The organism is Streptomyces sp. NPDC056222 (assembly GCF_042264065.1).
In the GTDB taxonomy this organism is placed as follows: domain Bacteria; phylum Actinomycetota; class Actinomycetes; order Streptomycetales; family Streptomycetaceae; genus Streptomyces.
The window spans coordinates 88,277-106,712 of sequence record NZ_JBHJTL010000013.1 but is presented as its reverse complement, the minus strand read 5'-3'; the positions used below and the strand labels follow the sequence as shown (position 1 = coordinate 106,712).

20 protein-coding genes are annotated in these 18,436 nt (G+C 70.9%); 8 read left to right on the top strand and 12 right to left on the bottom strand.

The genetic code is table 11. From position 1 onward, the window contains the following. Positions 1–15: 15 nt before the first annotated feature. The 7 genes from rpmF to ACFC0D_RS09510 all read right to left on the bottom strand — a co-directional run bounded on the left by rpmF (position 16) and on the right by ACFC0D_RS09510 (position 7,248). Positions 16–189 carry a 50S ribosomal protein L32 gene (gene rpmF / locus ACFC0D_RS09540; protein ID WP_015036448.1) on the bottom strand — a complete coding sequence of 58 codons (174 nt, stop codon included), beginning with the start codon at positions 187–189 and terminating at the stop codon, positions 16–18. 2 nt (positions 190–191) lie between these two features. Further along, positions 192–797 (bottom strand): DUF177 domain-containing protein, encoded by a 606-nt coding sequence (locus ACFC0D_RS09535; protein WP_376432891.1) that lies wholly within the window; start codon positions 795–797, stop codon positions 192–194. A 184-nt stretch (positions 798–981) separates the two neighbouring features. Continuing rightward, a complete protein-coding gene (locus tag ACFC0D_RS09530; protein ID WP_376432889.1) occupies positions 982–2,022 on the bottom strand; it encodes a cell division initiation protein in 1,041 nt (346 codons plus the stop codon). 121 nt (positions 2,023–2,143) lie between these two features. Next, positions 2,144–2,635 carry a pantetheine-phosphate adenylyltransferase gene (gene coaD, locus ACFC0D_RS09525; RefSeq protein WP_329125343.1) on the bottom strand — a complete coding sequence of 164 codons (492 nt, stop codon included), beginning with the start codon at positions 2,633–2,635 and terminating at the stop codon, positions 2,144–2,146. A gap of 26 nt (positions 2,636–2,661) precedes the next feature. Then, a complete protein-coding gene (rsmD, locus tag ACFC0D_RS09520) occupies positions 2,662–3,246 on the bottom strand; it encodes a 16S rRNA (guanine(966)-N(2))-methyltransferase RsmD (RefSeq protein WP_376432887.1) in 585 nt (194 codons plus the stop codon). A gap of 75 nt (positions 3,247–3,321) precedes the next feature. After that, the gene (gene recG / locus ACFC0D_RS09515; protein WP_376432885.1) at positions 3,322–5,544 is read right to left on the bottom strand and encodes an ATP-dependent DNA helicase RecG; all 2,223 of its coding nucleotides are present in this window, start codon (positions 5,542–5,544) and stop codon (positions 3,322–3,324) included. Positions 5,545–5,655: 111 nt separating this feature from the next. Next, on the bottom strand, positions 5,656–7,248 hold the full coding sequence (locus ACFC0D_RS09510) for a DAK2 domain-containing protein (RefSeq protein ID WP_376432883.1): 1,593 nt from the start codon (positions 7,246–7,248) through the stop codon (positions 5,656–5,658). Positions 7,249–7,487: 239 nt separating this feature from the next. Here ACFC0D_RS09510 and rpmB point away from each other — a divergent pair, with 239 nt between their 5' ends. Further along, entirely contained in the window at positions 7,488–7,673 is a 186-nt protein-coding gene (gene rpmB / locus ACFC0D_RS09505) for a 50S ribosomal protein L28 (RefSeq protein ID WP_003957616.1), read from the top strand. A gap of 107 nt (positions 7,674–7,780) precedes the next feature. Here rpmB and thiD read toward each other — a convergent pair whose 3' ends face one another. Continuing rightward, the gene (gene thiD / locus ACFC0D_RS09500; RefSeq protein ID WP_376432881.1) at positions 7,781–8,572 is read right to left on the bottom strand and encodes a bifunctional hydroxymethylpyrimidine kinase/phosphomethylpyrimidine kinase; all 792 of its coding nucleotides are present in this window, start codon (positions 8,570–8,572) and stop codon (positions 7,781–7,783) included. Next, a complete protein-coding gene (locus tag ACFC0D_RS09495; protein ID WP_376432879.1) occupies positions 8,569–9,531 on the bottom strand; it encodes a thiamine-phosphate kinase in 963 nt (320 codons plus the stop codon). The genes thiD and ACFC0D_RS09495 overlap by 4 nt, the downstream gene beginning before the upstream one ends. Before the next feature lie 230 nt (positions 9,532–9,761). Here ACFC0D_RS09495 and ACFC0D_RS09490 point away from each other — a divergent pair, with 230 nt between their 5' ends. Together ACFC0D_RS09490 and ACFC0D_RS09485 are read left to right on the top strand one after the other, a co-directional pair. Next, complete coding sequence (locus tag ACFC0D_RS09490; RefSeq protein ID WP_028802415.1) at positions 9,762–9,995, top strand: Lrp/AsnC family transcriptional regulator; 234 nt, start codon at positions 9,762–9,764, stop codon at positions 9,993–9,995. 20 nt (positions 9,996–10,015) lie between these two features. Next, positions 10,016–10,510: a DUF3515 domain-containing protein gene (locus ACFC0D_RS09485; RefSeq protein ID WP_376432875.1), complete on the top strand. Its 495-nt coding sequence runs from the start codon at positions 10,016–10,018 to the stop codon at positions 10,508–10,510. Between the two features lie 10 nt (positions 10,511–10,520). On the opposite strand, the gene ACFC0D_RS09480 is transcribed toward ACFC0D_RS09485, so the two are convergent. The 3 genes from ACFC0D_RS09480 to ACFC0D_RS09470 form a co-directional block, all read right to left on the bottom strand. Next, on the bottom strand, positions 10,521–11,660 hold the full coding sequence (locus ACFC0D_RS09480; RefSeq protein WP_376432873.1) for a D-alanine--D-alanine ligase family protein: 1,140 nt from the start codon (positions 11,658–11,660) through the stop codon (positions 10,521–10,523). 78 nt (positions 11,661–11,738) lie between these two features. Then, on the bottom strand, positions 11,739–12,740 hold the full coding sequence (locus tag ACFC0D_RS09475) for an NAD(P)H-dependent glycerol-3-phosphate dehydrogenase (RefSeq protein ID WP_376432871.1): 1,002 nt from the start codon (positions 12,738–12,740) through the stop codon (positions 11,739–11,741). Next, positions 12,737–13,489, bottom strand: a complete 753-nt coding sequence (locus ACFC0D_RS09470) for a lysophospholipid acyltransferase family protein (RefSeq protein WP_329115488.1) — start codon at positions 13,487–13,489, stop codon at positions 12,737–12,739. The genes ACFC0D_RS09475 and ACFC0D_RS09470 overlap by 4 nt, the downstream gene beginning before the upstream one ends. Before the next feature lie 162 nt (positions 13,490–13,651). Between ACFC0D_RS09470 and cofC the strand changes: the two genes are divergently transcribed. From cofC to ACFC0D_RS09445, 5 genes are all read left to right on the top strand, one after another. Next, positions 13,652–14,299, top strand: coding sequence for a 2-phospho-L-lactate guanylyltransferase (gene cofC, locus ACFC0D_RS09465; protein ID WP_376432868.1), 648 nt, complete (start codon positions 13,652–13,654; stop codon positions 14,297–14,299). Positions 14,300–14,309: 10 nt separating this feature from the next. Further along, positions 14,310–14,522, top strand: coding sequence for a hypothetical protein (locus tag ACFC0D_RS09460; RefSeq protein WP_376432866.1), 213 nt, complete (start codon positions 14,310–14,312; stop codon positions 14,520–14,522). A 70-nt stretch (positions 14,523–14,592) separates the two neighbouring features. Next, positions 14,593–15,690, top strand: a complete 1,098-nt coding sequence (locus tag ACFC0D_RS09455; RefSeq protein ID WP_376432864.1) for a hypothetical protein — start codon at positions 14,593–14,595, stop codon at positions 15,688–15,690. A 116-nt stretch (positions 15,691–15,806) separates the two neighbouring features. Then, on the top strand, positions 15,807–17,027 hold the full coding sequence (locus ACFC0D_RS09450; RefSeq protein WP_376432862.1) for a M20 family metallopeptidase: 1,221 nt from the start codon (positions 15,807–15,809) through the stop codon (positions 17,025–17,027). 266 nt (positions 17,028–17,293) lie between these two features. Next, positions 17,294–18,331 carry a BMP family protein gene (locus ACFC0D_RS09445; RefSeq protein ID WP_376432860.1) on the top strand — a complete coding sequence of 346 codons (1,038 nt, stop codon included), beginning with the start codon at positions 17,294–17,296 and terminating at the stop codon, positions 18,329–18,331. Positions 18,332–18,436: the final 105 nt, after the last annotated feature.

The window sequence follows — 18,436 nt, the reverse complement described above, 5'->3', positions numbered from 1 at the left end:
CCTCTCACCAGCCACTCAGACCGAGAGGACCTGGCGCTTGTTGTAGGTGCCGCAGCTCGGGCACGCGATGTGCTGCAGCTTCGGCTCCTGGCAACGCTCACACGAAACCAGGGTGGGGACCGCAGCCTTCCACTGCGACCGGCGGTGGCGCGTGTTGCTGCGCGACATCTTCCGCTTCGGAACAGCCACGGCTACTTCTCCTGCTTCTCGTCGACGCCAGCTTCGGCGCCGCTCATGTTGTCCTTCTCATCGGTTCCCAGCGAACCGGCGAGTCCCTGCAGTGCCGCCCAACGAATGTCGACGGCGTCATGGTGGTGGTCCGGGTTGTCGTTCAGGTTGGTTCCGCATTCGGAACACAGACCCGCACAGTCCTCCCGGCACACCGGCTGCATCGGCAGTGCGAGCACCACCGCATCACGCAGCACGGGTTCGAGGTCGAACATGCCGTCCTCGAGGGGGATCATGTCCTCGTCGTCCTCGGCTTCGTCGTCCGCGGCCGCCTTGGAGCGGCCCCGGTCGTCGGAGTCGGGGTACGAGAACATCTCCTGGAAGTCCACGTCGAGCTCGAGCTCGACGGGCTCCAGACACCTTACGCACTCCCCCTCGGCCGATGCACGGGCGGTGCCTGTGACGAGCACCCCTTCCATGACCGACTCGAGACGGAGCTCGATTTCCACGGGCGAGCCTTCCGGCACCCCGATGACCCCTTCGACACCGAAGTCCTTGGGGGCCGAGGCCGAGCGGGAGATCCTCTGGAGGGCACCAGGACGCCGCCCCAGCTCGTGCGTGTCGAACACGAGGGGGTTGCGGTGGTCAAGGCGCGTGCTCAGGGTTCTGCCTGCTTTCGGATCGTGAGAGGGCTGCCGTGTTCGAATCGAGAGACGAAGCGGGCAGCAAGGATCGCGGGCATACGCGCGACCGAAGAGCCAGGATACTGGACGCTTCGCTCAGGGCCCAATCCGGCCTTGGCCGACGCTCGGCTCAGTGCCCCTGACCATGCCCCTGGCCGTGTCCCTGCTCGTACTGACGCAGCTGCTCCAGGTCGATCATGCTCGTGTCGAAGAAGCTGGTCTCGTCGAGCGCGGCGGCCTGCGGCTGCTGATAGTCGTAGACCGGCTGCTGCGGCTGCTGATACGCGTAGGGGTCCTGGGTCTGGTACCCGTACGGGTCCTGGGTCTGGGCCTGGTAGGCGTAGGCGTCCTGGTGCTGCGGCTGCTGGTAGCCGTACGGGTCCGGCTGCTGCGCCGGGATCTGCGGGGCCTGCTGGTGGACGGGCTGCTGGACCGGCTCGGGGTCGGCCAGCTCCGCGAGCCCCGCCAGGTAGTCCGCGTCGCTGGTGTGCACCCCGCCGCCAGCCGCGTCCTGGGCCGCCATGTGGGCGCCGAGGTCGTCGGTGGCGATCCGGCCGTGCAGCTTCTGCCGGCCGCGGCCGACCGCCTCCAGCGTCTTCGACAGCACGGCCTCGAAGGCGCCCAGCTTGGCGTCCACGTACTCGTCGGCCCGGTGGATCAGGGTCTGCGGGTCCGCGCTGTACTCGGGGGCGTCCTCGTCGGCGTAGCCCTGCGCGTCCAGGCCCGGGCCGCGGCCGAGGAGCTTCTCGCGGCCACGGTCGACGGAGCCGATGGTCTTGTTGAGGACGACCTCGAAGTTGGCGAGCTTGGAGTCGACGTAGTCGTCGGCCTCCGCCCGGATCTCCTCGGCCTCCCGGCGTGCCTCGGAGAGGATCCGGTCCGCCTCGTCCTGGGACTGGCGGGCGACCTGGGTGTCGGAGATCAGCGAGCCGCGCTCGGCGTGGGCGGCCTCGATGATCCGCTCCGCCTCCTGCCGGGCGTGCTCCACCATCTGCTCCCGGCCCCCGAGGAGCTCCTGCGCCTGGGCCAGGGAGCCCGGCAGGGCCTCCCGTACCTCTTCGAGCATGGCGAGCAGCTCGGCGCGGTTGACCACGCAGGACGCCGACATGGGCATGGAGCGGGCGTTTGTGACCGTCGAAACGATCTCGTCGAGCTTCTTCTGCACGTCCACCGGGTGCTCGCCACTCTCTACAGCTGGATGGAGACGGACGGGACGACTTTAAGGGCAGTCGTCCCCCGCCCGACACCGGATGACGGACCGTCAGCGGTGGTCGCTCGCGGTCACGTCCGGGTCACTGCCCGCCGCGCTGTTCGGCGAGCCGGTCGGTGAGCCTGCCGAGGACGGCCGGCGGCACCAGGTGGGAGACGTCGCCGCCCCAGGCCGCGACCTCCTTGACCAGGGACGACGACAGGAAGCTGTACGTGGGGTTCGTGGGGACGAACAGGGTCTCGACGCCCGAGAGCCCGTTGTTCATCTGCGCCATCTGCAGCTCGTAGTCGAAGTCGCTGACCGCGCGCAGGCCCTTCACGATCGCCGGGATGTCGCGCTGCTTGCAGAAGTCGACGAGGAGGCCGTGGAAGGCCTCCACCTCGACGTTTCCGAAGTCGGCGGTGACCTCGCGGATCAGCTCGATCCGCTCGTCGACCGTGAACAGTCCCTTCTTGGACTGGTTGATCATCACCGCGACATGTACGACGTCGTACAGCTTGGAGGCGCGGGCGATGATGTCGAGATGTCCGTTGGTGATGGGGTCGAATGACCCCGGACAGACGGCGCGGCGCAACTTGGGTCCCTCGCTCTCCGGTCCGGTCATCGTGCGTCTTCGCACGTAGAGGCGGCGCGACCGTACCAAAACGTTCCCTCGCCGTAACGACGGGCCCGCAGTGGCTCGAATCCGGCCGGCCAGCCGAATTCCCCGCCTCGGGTGCTGCGCTCCACGGTGACGAGGGCGTCCTCCGTGAGCCAGCCCCCTGAGCGGAGTGTGAGCAGGATCTCGCGAAGATCGTCGTCGGAGACGGCGTACGGCGGGTCGAGGAAGACCAGGTCGTAGGGGACGGCGGGGGCCGGTCCCGTCACGATCTGTTCCGCTTTGCCCGTGCGGAGTTCCGCGCCGGGCAGTCCGAGCGTCCGGACGTTCTCGCGGACGGTCCGGGCGGCGCGGGCATCGGCCTCGACGAGGAGGGCGTGGGAGGCACCCCGGGAGAGCGCCTCCAGGCCGACAGCGCCCGAACCCGCGTACAGGTCGGCCACCCGGGTGCCGTCGAGGGTGCCGAGGAGCGACTCCCAGGTGGAGAAGAGGCCCTCGCGCGCCCGGTCGGAGGTGGGGCGGGTGCCGTTGCCGGGGGGCACGGCCAGTCGGCGTCCGCCGGCGGTACCGGCGATCACGCGGGTCATCTGAGGTCCTTGTCCTTTTCGGGGGCGCTCCGTGGTCTGTGCCTCCACGATATGGCGGGTGGGGCGGCTGTGGCGTCACCCCTTCTCCAGGTACTCCTCCCGCTCCTTGTCCAGGAGGGCGTCCAGGGCGGTGCGCAGCTCGGGGTGGTCGCTGAGGTCCGGGTCGGCGAGGACGACGGCGGTCGCCTCCTCGCGGGCCGCGGCGATGACCTCCTCGTCGTCGATGACCGTGAGCATCCGCAGCGAGGAGCGGACGCCGGACTGGGCCTGGCCGAGGACGTCGCCCTCGCGGCGCTGTTCGAGGTCGATGCGGGAGAGCTCGAAGCCGTCGAGGGTGGAGGCGACGGCGCCGAGGCGCTGCCGGGCGGGACTGGCCTCGGGCATCTCGGTGACGAGGAGACACAGGCCGGGGGCGGTGCCTCGGCCGACGCGGCCGCGGAGCTGGTGGAGCTGGGAGACGCCGAAGCGGTCGGCGTCCATGATCACCATGGCGGTGGCGTTGGGGACGTTGACGCCGACCTCGATGACCGTCGTGGCGACCAGGACGTCGACCTCGCCGGCGGCGAAGCGGCGCATGACGTCGTCCTTGTCGTCCGGGTGCATCCGGCCGTGCAGGACCTCGATACGGAGCCCGGCGAGAGGTCCCCCGGTGAGCTGCTCGGCGATCTCGACGACGGCGAGCGGCGGGCGCTTCTCGGCCTCGTCCTCGGGGGACGGCTTCTTCTTCGCCCCCTTGCCGTTCTCGTCCTCGTCGTCGCCGATGCGGGGGCAGACGACGTACGCCTGGTGCCCGTTCTCCACCTCCTCGCGCACCCGCTCCCACGCGCGCGTGAGGAAGTGCGGCTTGTCGGCGGCCGGCACGACGTGGCTGGCGATCGGGGAGCGTCCGGCGGGCAGTTGGTCCAGGACGGAGGTCTCCAGGTCGCCGAAGACGGTCATGGCGACCGTCCGCGGGATGGGGGTGGCCGTCATCACGAGCAGGTGGGGCGGCTGCTTGCCCTTCCCGCGCAGGGCGTCGCGCTGCTCGACGCCGAAGCGGTGCTGCTCGTCGACCACGACCAGGCCGAGGTCGTGGAACTGCACCTTGTCCTCGATGAGCGCGTGCGTACCGATCACGATCCCGGCCTCGCCGGTGACGAGGTCGAGCAGGGCCTTTCGGCGCGCGGCGGCGCCCATCGAGCCGGTGAGCAGGACGACCTTGGTGGCGTGCTCGGCCCCTCCGAGCATCCCTCCCTCCGCGAGCTCGCCCATCATCTCGGTGATCGAGCGGTGGTGCTGCTGGGCGAGGACCTCGGTGGGGGCGAGCATCGCGGCCTGTCCCCCGGCGTCGACGACGGCGAGCATGGCCCGCAGGGCCACCATCGTCTTTCCGGAGCCGACCTCTCCCTGGAGGAGGCGGTGCATGGGGTGCTCGGTGGCGAGGTCGTCGAAGATCTCCTTGGAGACCTTCTGCTGGCCGTCGGTGAGGGTGAACGGCAGCTTGGCGTCGAAGGCGTCGAGAAGGCCGTCGGGGGCGGGTCTGCGGGCGACGGCGGGCAGTTGGGTGTCGGCGAACCTGCGGCGGGCGAGGGCGACCTGGAGGACGAAGGCCTCGTCCCACTTCAGCCGCTGCCGGGCGTCCTCGATGTCCGCCTTGGTGCGGGGGCGGTGGACCTTCAGGAGCGCCTCGGGCAGATCGGTGAGGCCGCGGTCCTCGCGCAGGGCGGGCGGCAGCGGGTCGGCGAGCCCGGCCCAGCCGGTGGCGACCAGGGAGTCGAGCGCGATGGAGACGGACTGCTCGATGGTCCAGGACTCCAGCTGCTTGCAGGCGGGGTAGATCGGCAGCAGCTCGTTCGCGAACGCCTTGACCGTCTCGTCGCTGCTCTCCGCGTCGAGGAGTTTGTACTCGGGGTGGGTGAGCTGGAGTTTGCGGTTGAAGACCCCGACCTTGCCGGCGAACATCCCGCGGCGGCCCGGCAGTAGCTCCTTCTGGTGGAAGTGCACGGCCCGGCCGAAGAAGACCAGCTGCATCCGGCCGCTGCCGTCGGTGATGGTGACCTCGAGGCGCTGGCCCTTGCCCCGGCCGCCCTTGTTGAAGGTCAGCACGCGGGCGTCGGCCACCTGCGCGACCACCGTGACGTGCTCGTCCAGCGGCAGGTCGGCGAGGGCGGTGAGCTCGCCGCGCTCGGCGTACCGCCGGGGGTAGTGGTGGAGGAGGTCCCCGACCGTCCGCAGGTCGAGGTGCTCGGCCATCACCTTCGCGGTGGCGGCGCCGAGGAGGTTCTTGAGGGGTTCGTCGAGCACTGGCACGCGTTCCATTGCACACCACTCCACTGACACCCGTCCCGCAGGCCGTGGATATCGCCGGGTCACGTCGGCGAGGTGCGGTGCCGGGGAGTGGTACCGGGGACGGGACGAGCCGCCGGCCCGCTACTCGACCCCGATCAGGAGCGGCGGCGCCCCCACTCCCCCGCGGTACGTCGCCGTGTCGACCGCCAGGTACGTCTCGCGGACGTGGCGTTCGAGCGCTGTCGCCAGGGCCGGCGGGGTCTCGTCGGCCACGATCAGAGTGACCAGTTCGCCGCCCGCCGAGAGCATCCGGTCCAGGACCGTGCGAGCCGTTGTCGTCAGGTCCTGGCCGATGACGGCCACGTCGCCCTCGATCAGGCCCAGGACGTCTCCGGCCTGGCAGACGCCTGCCGAGGTGAAGGACTGCCGTTCGGCGACGGCGAGTTCGGCGTACCGGGTCGCGCCCGCCGCCGCCGTCATCGCCACCACGTCCTCGTCGAAGCGCCGGTCCGGTTCGTGGACGGCGAGCGCCGCGATGCCCTGGACGGCGGCCCGGGTCGGGATCAGGGCGACCCGGATGCCCTCCGCGCGGGCCTGTTCGGCGGCGGCGCCGGCCGTGTGCCGCAGATCGGTGTCGTTGGGCAGGAGCACGACCTCGCGCGCGTGGGCCCTCCGGACGGCGTCGAGGAGTTCACCGGCGGCCGGCGGCTCGCCCGGCCTGGCCAGCACCGTCGTCGCCCCGGCCTCCGCGCACAGGCCCGCGAGCCCTTCGCCCGGCACGACCGCCACGACCGCCCGCTGCATCCGCTCCCGGGTCTCGGTGACGCCCGAGAAGTGCGTGATACGGATCCGGTACGGCCGTCCCGCCTCCACGCCGGCCTCCACGGCCGCCCCCGCGTCGTCGACATGGACGTGGACGTTCCACAGGCCGTCGCCGCCGACCACGACCAGCGAGTCCCCCAGCGCGTCCAGCCGGGCCCGCAGCCGCTCCACGGCCGCGTCCTCCGCCTCCAGGAGGTAGATCACCTCGAAGGCGGGTCCGGCGGGTCCGTCTTCGGGTCCGCACGCCTCGTCGGCGGCGATCGGCCGGTGCGCCGTCCCGGTCGGCCGTACCTGCGCCTCTCCCGACACGACCTCCACCAGGGCCCCGAGGACAGCCACCAGACCCCGTCCGCCCGCGTCCACGACCCCGGCGCGTTCGAGGACGGCCAGTTGTCCGGGAGTGGCCTCGAGGGCGGTCCTGGCCCCCTCGTACGCCCCTCTGGCCACCGTCACGAGGCTTCCGCCGCTGTCGCAGGCGTCCGCGGCCGCGGTGGCCACACTCAGGATCGTTCCTTCGACGGGGTGCGCCACGGCTTCCCGGGCCGCGCGGGCCGCCGCCGCCAGGGACCGGGCGAGGTGCTCGCCGTCACGCCCGTCCGTGAGGACGGACGCCATGCCGCGCAGGAGCTGCGAGAGAATCGTTCCGGAGTTGCCCCGGGCCCCGATCAGGGCGCCGTGGGCCATGGCCTTTATGGCGGCGCCCGCGTCCGGGGCGTCCTTCGTGAAGAGCGCCTCGACGGCCCGGGCGGCGGATTCCACCGTCAGATACAGATTCGTGCCGGTGTCCCCGTCGGCGATCGGATAGACGTTGATCGCGTCGATCTCCTCGCGCTCCCTGCCGAGCGCGTCCAGCGCCCTTGCGCACCAGGAGCGGACCGCTGCGGCGTCGAGGGTCTGCGCGGTCTGCGGCAACGGGTGATCCTCCTGCTAGGCGGCGTCTGCGGTGGGCTCACCGCAGGGTAGACCCGCTCGTGACCTGCACCCGGGGCGGGGGCCGCCGTCGCCATGGTAGTTTCGTTCCACGGGAGCAGTCGTTGTATGCTGCTTCGGTTGCCCGGCGAGAGTCGGGCCATTCCCCCGGCAAGCCACTTCAGAACTCTGATTCCGGTGCGCCGGATTTCACTGTAAATCTGAAGTCTTTGGAGTGACCCGTGGCTGCCAACTGCGACGTCTGCGGCAAGGGGCCGGGCTTCGGCAACAACATTTCGCACTCGCACCGCCGTACGTCTCGTCGCTGGAACCCGAACATCCAGCGTGTGCGTGCCGTGGTCGGTCGGACGCCGAAGCGGCTCAACGTCTGCACCTCGTGCATCAAGGCCGGCAAGGTCTCGCGCTAACGCCGACGTTTCGTCGTAGCGCAGCCCCTGCGGTTGCCTTGAAAGGCCGGTTCACCTAGGTGAACCGGCCTTTTGCCATGCCCGGAGACGAAACGTGCAAGACACCCCTAGGCGCGGAATCGCCAGCCGTGGTCCACGGGCCCGATCCCCTCGCCCAGCGCGAAGCCGGCCGCGATCGCTCCCGTCACATACGTCTTCGCCTCCCGGACCGCCTCCGGCACGGTGAGCCCCTTCGCGAGGCCCGACGCCACCGCCGAGGCCAGCGTGCAGCCCGTGCCGTGCGTGTGCCGGTTGTCGTGCCGGGGAGCGCGCAGCCAGTGCTCCTCGGTCCCGTCCGTGAGCAGATCGACCGCGTCCCCTTCGAGATGGCCGCCCTTGATGAGCGCCCAGCGGGGCCCGTACGACAGGATCGCCGCCGCGGCCTGCCGCAGATCGGCCTCCCGTTCGACGACGACTCCCGTGAGCTGCGCCACCTCGTCGAGGTTGGGCGTGGCCACCGTCGCCACCGGCAGCAGCTTCGTCCGTACGGAATCCAGCGCCGAGGCGGCGAGCAGCGGATCTCCGTGCTTGGAGACCCCGACCGGGTCGACGACCACGGGCACGTCCTGCGTGCCCGCGAGCAGCTCGGCCACGGTCTCCACGAGCGCGGCGGAGGACAGCATGCCGGTCTTCACGGCCTGGACACCGATGTCGTCGACGACGGCCCGGTACTGGGCCCGTACGGCCTCCTCGGGCAGTTCCCACGCGCCCTGGACGCCCAGCGAGTTCTGGGCGGTGACGGCGGTGATCACGCTCATGCCGTGGACGCCGAGGGCGAGCATCGTCTTCAGGTCGGCCTGGATGCCGGCGCCGCCGCCGGAGTCGGATCCGGCGACGGTGAGGACCAGGGGCAGGCTCACTCGGTCCCCCCGAAGTGGTCCCAGCCGCCCATGCTGTGCCAGGGCGCCCCGTCCACCGTCACCTGGGGCAGCGCGGAGGGGTTGAGGACCTCGCCGATGACCTTCCAGCGGGCCGGCAGCTTCACGTCGGGCGGGAAGGTGGCGACGATCGCGTGGTCCTCTCCCCCGGTGAGCACCCACTGCAGCGGGTCCACGCCCACCGCCTGGCCGATGTCGTGCATCTGGGTCGGGATGTCGATGAGCCCGGAACGCAGGTCGATGCGGACCTTGCTGGCCTCGGCGATGTGGCCGAGGTCGGCGATGAGCCCGTCGCTGACGTCGCACATGGCGGTGGCGCCGAGCCCGGCGGCCGCGGGGCCCGCGTGGTACGGCGGCTCGGGCCGCCGGTGGGCCTCGACGAAGGCGCGCGGGGAGCGGAAGCCGCGGGACAGCACCGCGTATCCGGCGGCGGACCAGCCGAGCCAGCCGGTGTACGCGACGACGTCGCCGGGCTGTGCCCCGCCGCGGGTCACCGGGTCGTGGTTGCGCAGGTCGCCGAGGGCGGTGATGGCGATGGTGATGGTGTCGCCGCGGACGACGTCGCCGCCGACGACGGCCGCGCCGGCGACCTGGCACTCGTCGCGCAGGCCGTCCATGAGTTCCACGGGCCAGGTGGCGGGAAGTTCGGCGGGGACGACGAGGCCGAGCAGCAGCGCGGTGGGGACGGCGCCCATGGCCGCGATGTCGGCGAGGTTCTGTGCGGCCGCCTTGCGGCCGACGTCGTACGCCGTCGACCAGTCGCGGCGGAAGTGACGTCCTTCGAGCAGGATGTCCGTACTGGCCACCACGCGCCGGTCGGGTGCGGAGACGACCGCGGCGTCGTCGCCGGGTCCGATCCGTACCGCCGGGGTGGAGGTGAGCCGGGAGGTGAGCTCTCTGATGAGCCCGAACTCGCCCAGCTCTCCTACTGTGCCCTTCACCGCGTATCACCTCGTGTTGTCGTGCCGGCCGTGCGCGTCGCCCGCCGCTCGTTCTGCGGGTCGCGAGCCGTCACGGCGCTGGGTACCGTCAAGTAGACCGTCAACTTCTGTCGTGCGTACGCCACACTGTGGGCGCCTCGGGGCGCGCAGGTCTCCCCGCGGCCCTCGGCGACGCGGTACCGTGGCGTCCCTTTCTCCCACAAGATCCTCGTGGTCGCCCTGGAGGTTCCGTGGTACAGGCGTACATCCTTATTCAGACCGAGGTGGGCAAGGCGTCGACCGTCGCCGAGACCATCTCCAAGATCCCGGGGGTGATCCAGGCGGAAGACGTGACGGGCCCGTACGACGTGATCGTCCGCGCCCAGGCAGACACGGTCGATGAACTGGGCCGCATGGTGGTCGCCAAGGTCCAGCAAGTGGACGGCATCACGCGGACCCTCACCTGCCCGGTCGTGCATCTGTAGCCCCCGTCTACCCTTGGCCGGTGAAGTCTTCCCACCGGCCCTTCGGCCTGCCCACCGCCGCCGCAGCGCTTCTGCTGCTGACCGCCGCGGGCTGCTCCTCCACGGACGCGAAGGCATCGGTCCCGGTTCCCAGCCCTTCGGCGGAGGAGGCCGTCCTCTGCCAGGCGTTGGCGAAGGAGCTTCCGGACACCGTGGCGGGGCTGGGACGGACCGATCCGAAGCCCGAGTCCGAGCTGACCGCCGGGTGGGGGGATGCGGCGATCGTACTGCGCTGCGGCGTTCCCCGGCCCGAAAAGATGACCGATCCCCAGTCCCAGGGCATCTCGGTCAACGGCGTGCGCTGGATGCTGGAACGACCGGAGGGCGGCGGACCCCGCTTCACCTCGGTGTACCGGAAGACGTACGTCGAGGTGACGCTGGACGAGCGGTACGCGCACGACGCCGCACCGCTCGTGGATCTCGCCGCCCCCGTGGAGCAGACCGTTCCGTGTGCTCTGGAACCCGAATGCGACTAGGGGGTCTCCCCTAGCGCAGGCCCGTGGAGCGGGTCAGCGCGGCCTGGATCAGCCGGTCGACCAGCTCCGGGTAGCTGACGCCGCTCTCCTGCCACATGCGCGGGTACATGGAGATCGGGGTGAAGCCCGGCATGGTGTTGATCTCGTTGATCACGAACTCGCCGTCCTCGGTGAGGAAGAAGTCCGCGCGGACCAGCCCTTCGCAGGACACGGCCTCGTACGCGGCGACCGCGAGCCGCTGGACCTCGGCGGTGGCCTCGTCGCCGATCGGCGCGGGCACGATCCCGGACGCCGAGTCGATGTACTTGGCCTCGAAGTCGTAGAAGTCGTGGTCGGTGACGGGCGGGATCTCGGCCGGCACGCTGGCGCGCGGGCCGTCCTCGAACTCCAGGACGCCGCACTCGATCTCGCGGCCTCGCAGCAGCGACTCGACGAGGATCTTGGGGTCGTGGCGCCGGGCCTCCTCGATGGCCTCGTCCAGGCCGGAGAGGTCGTCGACCTTGGTGATGCCCATGGAGGAGCCGCCGCGGGCGGGCTTCACGAAGAGCGGCCAGCCGTGCTCGGCGGCGAACTCGACGATCTTCTTGCGGGCGGCGGCGGGGCTCTGCTCCCACTCGCGGGGGCGGATGACCTCGTACGGGCCGACGGGCAGCCCGAAGGAGGTGAACACCCGCTTCATGTACTCCTTGTCCTGGCCGACGGCGGAGGCGAGGACGCCCGCGCCGACGTAGGGGACGCCGGAGAGCTCGAGGAGGCCCTGGAGGGTGCCGTCCTCGCCGTACGGGCCGTGCAGCATCGGGAAGACGACATCGACCTCGCCGAGGGCCTTCGGCACGGAGCCGGGCTCGGTGTACACGACCTCGCGGTTGGCCGGGTCGACGGAGAGGACGACGCCACCGTGCTCGGACTCGGTGAGGTCGGTGACGTTCGGCAGCGCGCGGTCGGCGATGGCCATCCGCTCCGGGGCGTCGGCGGTCAGCGCCCAGCGCCCGTCCGTCGTGATGCCGATGGGCAGCACGTCGTACTTGGTCCGGTCGATGGCGCGCAGGACGGCGCCGGCCGTGACGACGGAGATGGCGTGCTCGGAGCTGCGTCCGCCGAAGACGACGGCCACGCGCGGCTTGCGGGGGCTCTGGGTGTTCTCGCTCATAACGCGTTGAGCGTACCTTGCGTGTTCGATCCGCTTAAGAGCCCCGGCCCGCCGCGCGCGTACGGCGTAGCGGGTGCCTCAGCGGCGCTCGGACTTGGCGCTGCGCGACATCAGTTCCTTGAGGGCGACGATCGGCGGCTTGCCCTCGTGGACGATGGAGACGACCGTCTCGGTGATCGGCATGTCGACGCCGTGGCGGCGGGCCAGATCGAGCACGGACTCGCAGGACTTGACGCCCTCGGCGGTCTGCTTGGTCGCCGCGATGGTCTCCTGGAGCGTCATGCCACGGCCCAGGTTGGTGCCGAAGGTGTGGTTCCGGGAGAGCGGCGAGGAGCAGGTGGCCACCAGGTCACCGAGGCCGGCGAGGCCGGAGAAGGTGAGCGGGTCGGCGCCCATGGCGAGGCCGAGGCGGGTGGTCTCGGCGAGGCCGCGGGTGATGAGCGTGGCCTTGGAGTTGTCGCCGAGCCCCATGCCGTCGGCGATGCCGACGGCGAGCCCGATGACGTTCTTGACCGCGCCGCCCAGTTCGCAGCCGACGACGTCGGTGTTGGTGTACGGGCGGAAGTACGGGGTCATGCAGGCGGTCTGGAGCCGCCGGGCGACCGATTCGTCGGCGCAGGCGACGACCGCGGCGGCGGGCTGCCGGGCAGCGATCTCCGCGGCCAGGTTGGGGCCGGTGACGACGGCCACGCGCGCGGCGGGCACGTCGGCGACCTCGGCGATGACCTCGCTCATGCGCTTGGCGGTGCCGAGTTCGACGCCCTTCATCAGGGAGACGAGGACGGTGCCGGGGGCCAGTTTCGGCGCCCAGTCGGCGAGGTTCGCGCGCAGGGTCTGCGAGGGGACGGCGAGGACGGTGAACTCGGCGTCGCGGGCGGCCTCGGCGGGGTCGGTGGTGGCCCGGATACCCGAAGGGAGCGCGACGCCGGGGAAGTAGTCGGGGTTGATACGGGTGGTGTTGATGGCCTCGACGAGTTCGGCGCGGCGGCCCCAGAGGGTCACCTCGCAGCCCGCGTCGGCGAGCACCATCGCGAAGGCGGTGCCCCACGATCCCGTACCGAAGACGGCTACCTTGGTCACTTCGTACCTTCCCCGGCGGCCTTGCGCCGCTGTTCCAGACGGGCCTTGCGGTGGTCGTACGGCTCGGCCGGTGCCTTCTCGCCGCGTACGTCCTCAAGGATCGCGGTGATCGCGGCCATGATGACCTCGGTCGCCTCGCGCAGTACCTCGGGCGTCGGCTCCTGGCCGTAGAAGCGCGAGAGGTCGACGGGCGGGCCTGCCTGCACGATCAGCGTCTTGCGCGGGAACAGGTTGAGCTTGTTCTCCTTGGCGTACGGCGGCATCGCGAGGTTGGCGCCCCACTGGGCGACGGGGATGACAGGGGCCTTGGTGAGCAGCGCGACGCGGGCGGCGCCGGTCTTGCCGGCCATGGGCCACATGTCGGGGTCGCGGGTGAGGGTGCCCTCCGGGTAGAAGGCGACGCATTCGCCGCGCTCGATGGCCTCGACGGCGGCGCGGAAGGCGTCCAGCGCGTTGGTCGTCTCGCGGTAGACGGGGATCTGTCCGGTGCCGCGCAGCATCGTGCCGACGAACGAGCCCTTGAAGAGGCCGGCCTTGGCGAGGAAGCGCGGGACGCGTCCGGTGTTGTACTGGAAGTGCGCGTACGACAGCGGGTCCAGATATGAGTTGTGATTGACGGCGGTGATGAATCCGCCGTCGGCCGGAATGTGTTCCGCTCCGCGCCAGTCCCGCTTGAACAGAACCACCAGCGGCGGTTTAGCGATGACCGCCGCCAGGCGGTACCAGAAGCCGATTCTGCGGCGGGACACTCGTGCACCTTCCTCTGGGACTGGCGTGCAGGGGGTCAAGTGTCGCCCCATGCTCCTGGTCTGTCGAGAACACCGTACGCCCCGGGATCACGCCTCCGCCGGGCACCGGCCCCTACGGCCCGTCGATCACACGTGGCGGGTGTCGGGACAGAATGGGCCCCGATGAACACCGATCCGGACGGCGGCTGGTCCCTGGTCGTCCCCCTGAAGCCCCTTGCGCGGGCGAAGAGCAGGCTCGCGACGGCCGCCGGGGCGCTGCTGCGCCCTCGGCTCGCGCTGGCGTTCGCGCAGGACACGGTGGCTGCGGCGCTGGAATGCGGGCGGGTGCGGGATGTGGCGGTCGTCACGGACGATCCGGTGGCCGCGGTGGCGCTGGCGGCGCTCGGTGCGCGGATCGTGCCCGACTCCCCGTCCGCCGGACTCAACGCGGCGCTGGCGCACGGGGCGCGGACGGTACGGGTGTCCCGGCCGGAGGCGGGGGTGGCGGCGCTCAACGCGGACCTGCCGGCGCTGCGCCCCGGCGAACTGGCCCGGGTCCTGGACGCCGCCGGTGAATTCCCTCGGACATTTCTCGCAGATGCCGCCGAAATCGGTACGACATTCCTCTCGGCGGGTCCGGGAGTGGAATTGGCACCTGCATTCGGGGGCGCTTCGCGCCGGCGGCATTTGTCTTCGGGGGCGGTGGAAATCCGGCTGACCGGGGTGGATTCCGTGCGCCGGGACGTGGACACCGGCGAGGATCTGGCGGCCGCGTGGGCGCTGGGTGTCGGCCCGCGGACGGCGGCCCATCGGTTCCACGCGGCCGGATAGGCTGCGGACCATGCAGGCGACCGCGTACACGTACGACCCCGAGACCCGCAGCGGCAGTGTGCTGCTCGACGACGGCACCCCGGTGGAGTTCGGGGCCGATGCCTTCGACGCGGGCGGGTTGCTGCTGCTGCGCCCGGGGCAGCGGGTGCGGATCGAGACGGAGACGGGGCCGGCGGAGAACGCGGGGCTGCGGATCACGCTGGTGACGCTGCAGACCCTCTGATCGGACCGGCTCGACGAGCCGAATCGGCCGAAGACACCGAAGAGATCGGCCCGACTGGGCCGAAGGGGGCGTGAACGCGCCGCGGGGCGGGGGCCCCCCGGGGGGCCCCCCCCCGCGGGGGGGGGGGGTCTGTGGCGCGGGCGCGCCCCACCCCCCCCCCGCAACGGGGGGTGGGGAGGTCGCGGCCGGCCTCACCCTCGTCGTCCTCTCGCCGACCGACCCCATGTCGCGCGGCCAGCTGCGCCGGATGGCCCAGCTGGCCCGCGACGACGGGTTCACCGTCCGCTGGCAGGAGGCCCGCGACGGCCGCGGCTCGCTGGCCCGTACGCTGCGGGACCTCGCCCCGCTGCTGCGGACGGCGGAGCGGGTGATCGTCGGGGACCCCTTCTCCCGCTACGTCCAGCTGCTGCTCACCCTCTTCGCCCCGAAGCAGCTGACCGTCGTCGACGACGGAACCGCCACCATGGAGTACGCCGCCCAACTGGCCCGTGGCGAGAGGCTGGTGCGCTGGCACCGACGCGGCAGCAGCCGGGGACCGCGCGAACTCGTGCTCGCCCCGGTCTCCGCCGCGGCCCGGCGCAAACTGGCCCCGACGCGTCGCCGTGAGGTCGAGATCTTCACCTCGCTCCCCGTCGACCCGCCGCCGGGCACCACCGTCACCCCGAACACCTTCGCCTGGACCCGGGCCCGCTTCGGCCCGCCCCGTCTGACACGGGGCTCGGACCTGGTCGGGACCTCGCTGGTCGAGACGGGAGTCGTCGACGCCGACCAGTACACACGGGCCGTCACCGACCTCGCCGCCACCCACGGCGCCACCCGCTACTTCGCGCACCGCCGCGAGAGCGCGGAGAAACTGCACCGGATCGCGGTGGAGACCGGCCTGGAGATCGTCCGGCCCGACCTCCCCCTGGAACTGATCGCCCGACGCGGCCCGATCGGCCGCACGGTGGTCAGCTTCCCCTCGACGGTCGTCCACACCCTGCCCCTGGCCCTGGCGGGCACGGGCGTGAAGGTGGCGGTCTGCGAGATCGCCCCGGAGTGGCTCAAGGCCAACGTCTCCCCCCGCGCCCAGGGCTTCCTGGCGGGAGTCGCGGGCACGGCGGCCTTCGAGGTGGACCGACTCACGGCGCGCGCCACCCCTACGGCGGAACGGTTCGAATTCGGATGAGCTTACCCACAAGGGGTGGTTGTCATGCCTCGTGAACCCGCTTTCTTTCCCCTAACGGGCTGAAGTTTTCGTGATCAACGGGCAGTTGATCTCTGAAGGGGCCTACCCTTCAAAAGGTGAACCAGTTGAAGTCCCGTGAGCCCGGCTCCGTCGCTCTGCCCGGAACGCTGTCCGAACCCCTGCGCACCGAACTGATCGTGTTCCGCAGGGACTTGCACATGCACCCCGAGCTCGGCAACCAGGAGTTCCGTACCACCGCTGCGCTCAAGGCCCGCCTGGAGGCGGCCGGACTCGCGCCTCAGGTGCTGGCCACCGGTACCGGGCTCATCTGTGACATCGGCACCTGGGACGGAGGACGTCCCATGCTGGCCATTCGCGCGGACATCGACGCGCTGCCCATCCCGGACGTCAAGACCGTCTCGTACCGCTCCACCGTGCCCAACCGCGCCCACGCATGTGGCCACGACGTCCACACCACCACCGTCCTCGGCGCGGGGCTCGTGCTCGCCGAGCTGGACCGGCAGGGGCTGCTTCCGCAGGCCGTGCGGCTGATCTTCCAGCCCGCCGAGGAGGTGCTGCCCGGCGGCGCCGCCGACACCATCGAGTCCGGCGTCCTGGACGGCGTCGGCCGGATCATCGCCGTCCACTGCGACCCGAAGGTGGACGCCGGCCGGATCGGGCTGCGCCCCGGCCCCATCACCTCCGCCTGCGACCGGCTCGAGGTCACCCTCGACGGCCCCGGCGGCCACACGGCCCGCCCGCACCTCACCACCGACCTGGTCACCGCCGCCGCCCGGATCGCCACCGACGTCCCGGCCCTGCTGGCACGCAGGGTCGACGCCCGTTCCGGGCTCGCGGTCACCTGGGGCCGTATCGAGGCCGGACACGCCTGCAACGTCATCCCGCAGCACGCCGAGCTCTCCGGCACCGTCCGCTGCCTCGACCTGCCCGGCTGGCGCGAGGCCCCCGACCTGGTGCACGCGGCGATCGACGAGATCGCCACGCTCCATCGGGCCAAGTCGACCATCAACTACGTCCGAGGCGTCCCCCCGGTCGTCAACGACCCGGTGATCACCGAACTGCTCCGTGACGCGATGACCGCCCGCCGCGGACCGTATGCGATCGAGGACACCGAGCAGAGCCTCGGCGGCGAGGACTTCTCCTGGTACCTGGAGCACGTCCCGGGCGCCATGGCGCGCCTCGGCACCCGCATTCCGGGCGACACGACACGCCGTGACCTCCACGCGGGCGACTTCGACGTGGACGAGCGGGCCATCGCGGTGGGCGTCGAGCTCTTCACGGCCGCCGCCCTGATCGACGGAACCCCGAAGCGCTGACGGCGGAGGGAGGGGGTGCCCGCGCCCCCTCCGCCGTTCGGACCAACTCGGCGCGGAGTGTCGCGATACCACCGCTCCGCGTGACGTCCCGAGGTGTATAACCGGTCGTGCCGACGCGGCCGGTCCCGATCGTTCCCTTGGCTCGTTCGCGACGATCCGATAACGACTCATGAACGGGTCTTTAACTGACATCTACGCGCGTTACGATCCACGCGAAACCAGCGCCGGAAGAGGCGCTTTCGGTCAGTCTCGAAGGGACCCTCCTCTTGCGCCGGGTATCCAAGATCGTTTCCGCGTCCGCAGTGACCGCGGCCCTCGCTCTCACCGCCACCGCTTGTGGTGAGTCGTCCACCGAGTCCGGTTCCGACTCGGGCACCATCAAGGTCGGCATGGCCTACGACGTCGGCGGCCGTGGCGACAACTCGTTCAACGACTCCGCCGCCCGTGGCCTCGACAAGGCCAAGGCCGACCTCGGTGTCGAGACCAAGGAGCTCACCGCCAAGACCGGTGAGACCCCGGCCGACCGCGAGCAGCGCCTCACGTCCCTCGCCGAGGGTGGCTTCAACCCCGTCATCGGTGTCGGCTTCGCCTACAAGGACGCCATCGACCAGGTCGCCGCGAAGTTCCCGAAGACCACCTTCGGTCTGGTCGACTCGGTCTCCGACGTGAAGAACGTCGACTCGATCGTCTTCACCGAGGAGCAGGGCTCCTACCTCGCCGGTGTCGCGGCCGCCCTCAAGTCCAAGGACGGCAAGATCGGCTTCATCGGTGGTGTCGACACCCCGCTGATCAAGAAGTTCGCCGCCGGCTTCCAGCAGGGCGTCAAGGACACCAACCCGGACGCCTCGGTCACGATCCAGTACCTGTCCACCGGTACGGACTTCTCCGGCTTCGGCGCCCCGGACAAGGGCAAGGCCGCCGCCAAGGGCATGCTCGACAAGGGCATCGACGTCATCTACGCCGCCGCGGGCGGCTCGGGTGCCGGTGCCATCGAGGCCGTCGCCGCCAAGCCGGGCACCTGGGCGATCGGTGTCGACTCGGACCAGGCCAAGGACCCGGCCCTGTCCAAGTACGCCGGCTCGATCCTGACCTCGATGGTCAAGAACGTCGACACCGGTGTCTTCGAGCTCATCAAGTCCGTCCAGGACGGTAAGCCGGCGACCGGCACGCACGTCTACTCGCTGGCCGAGAACGGTGTCTCGCTGACCACCACCGGTGGCCACCTCGCCGACATCCAGGCCAAGCTGGACGAGGCCAAGAAGAAGATCATCGACGGTCAGATCAAGGTCAACACGACCCTCTGACGTACGTCGGAGGGGGCCCGGAGTGTGGCTTCGGCCGACACTCCGGGCCCCCTTCACACGTCTGCCCGCGGGCAGTTGAACGATTTTCCAAATGCTACGCGCGTA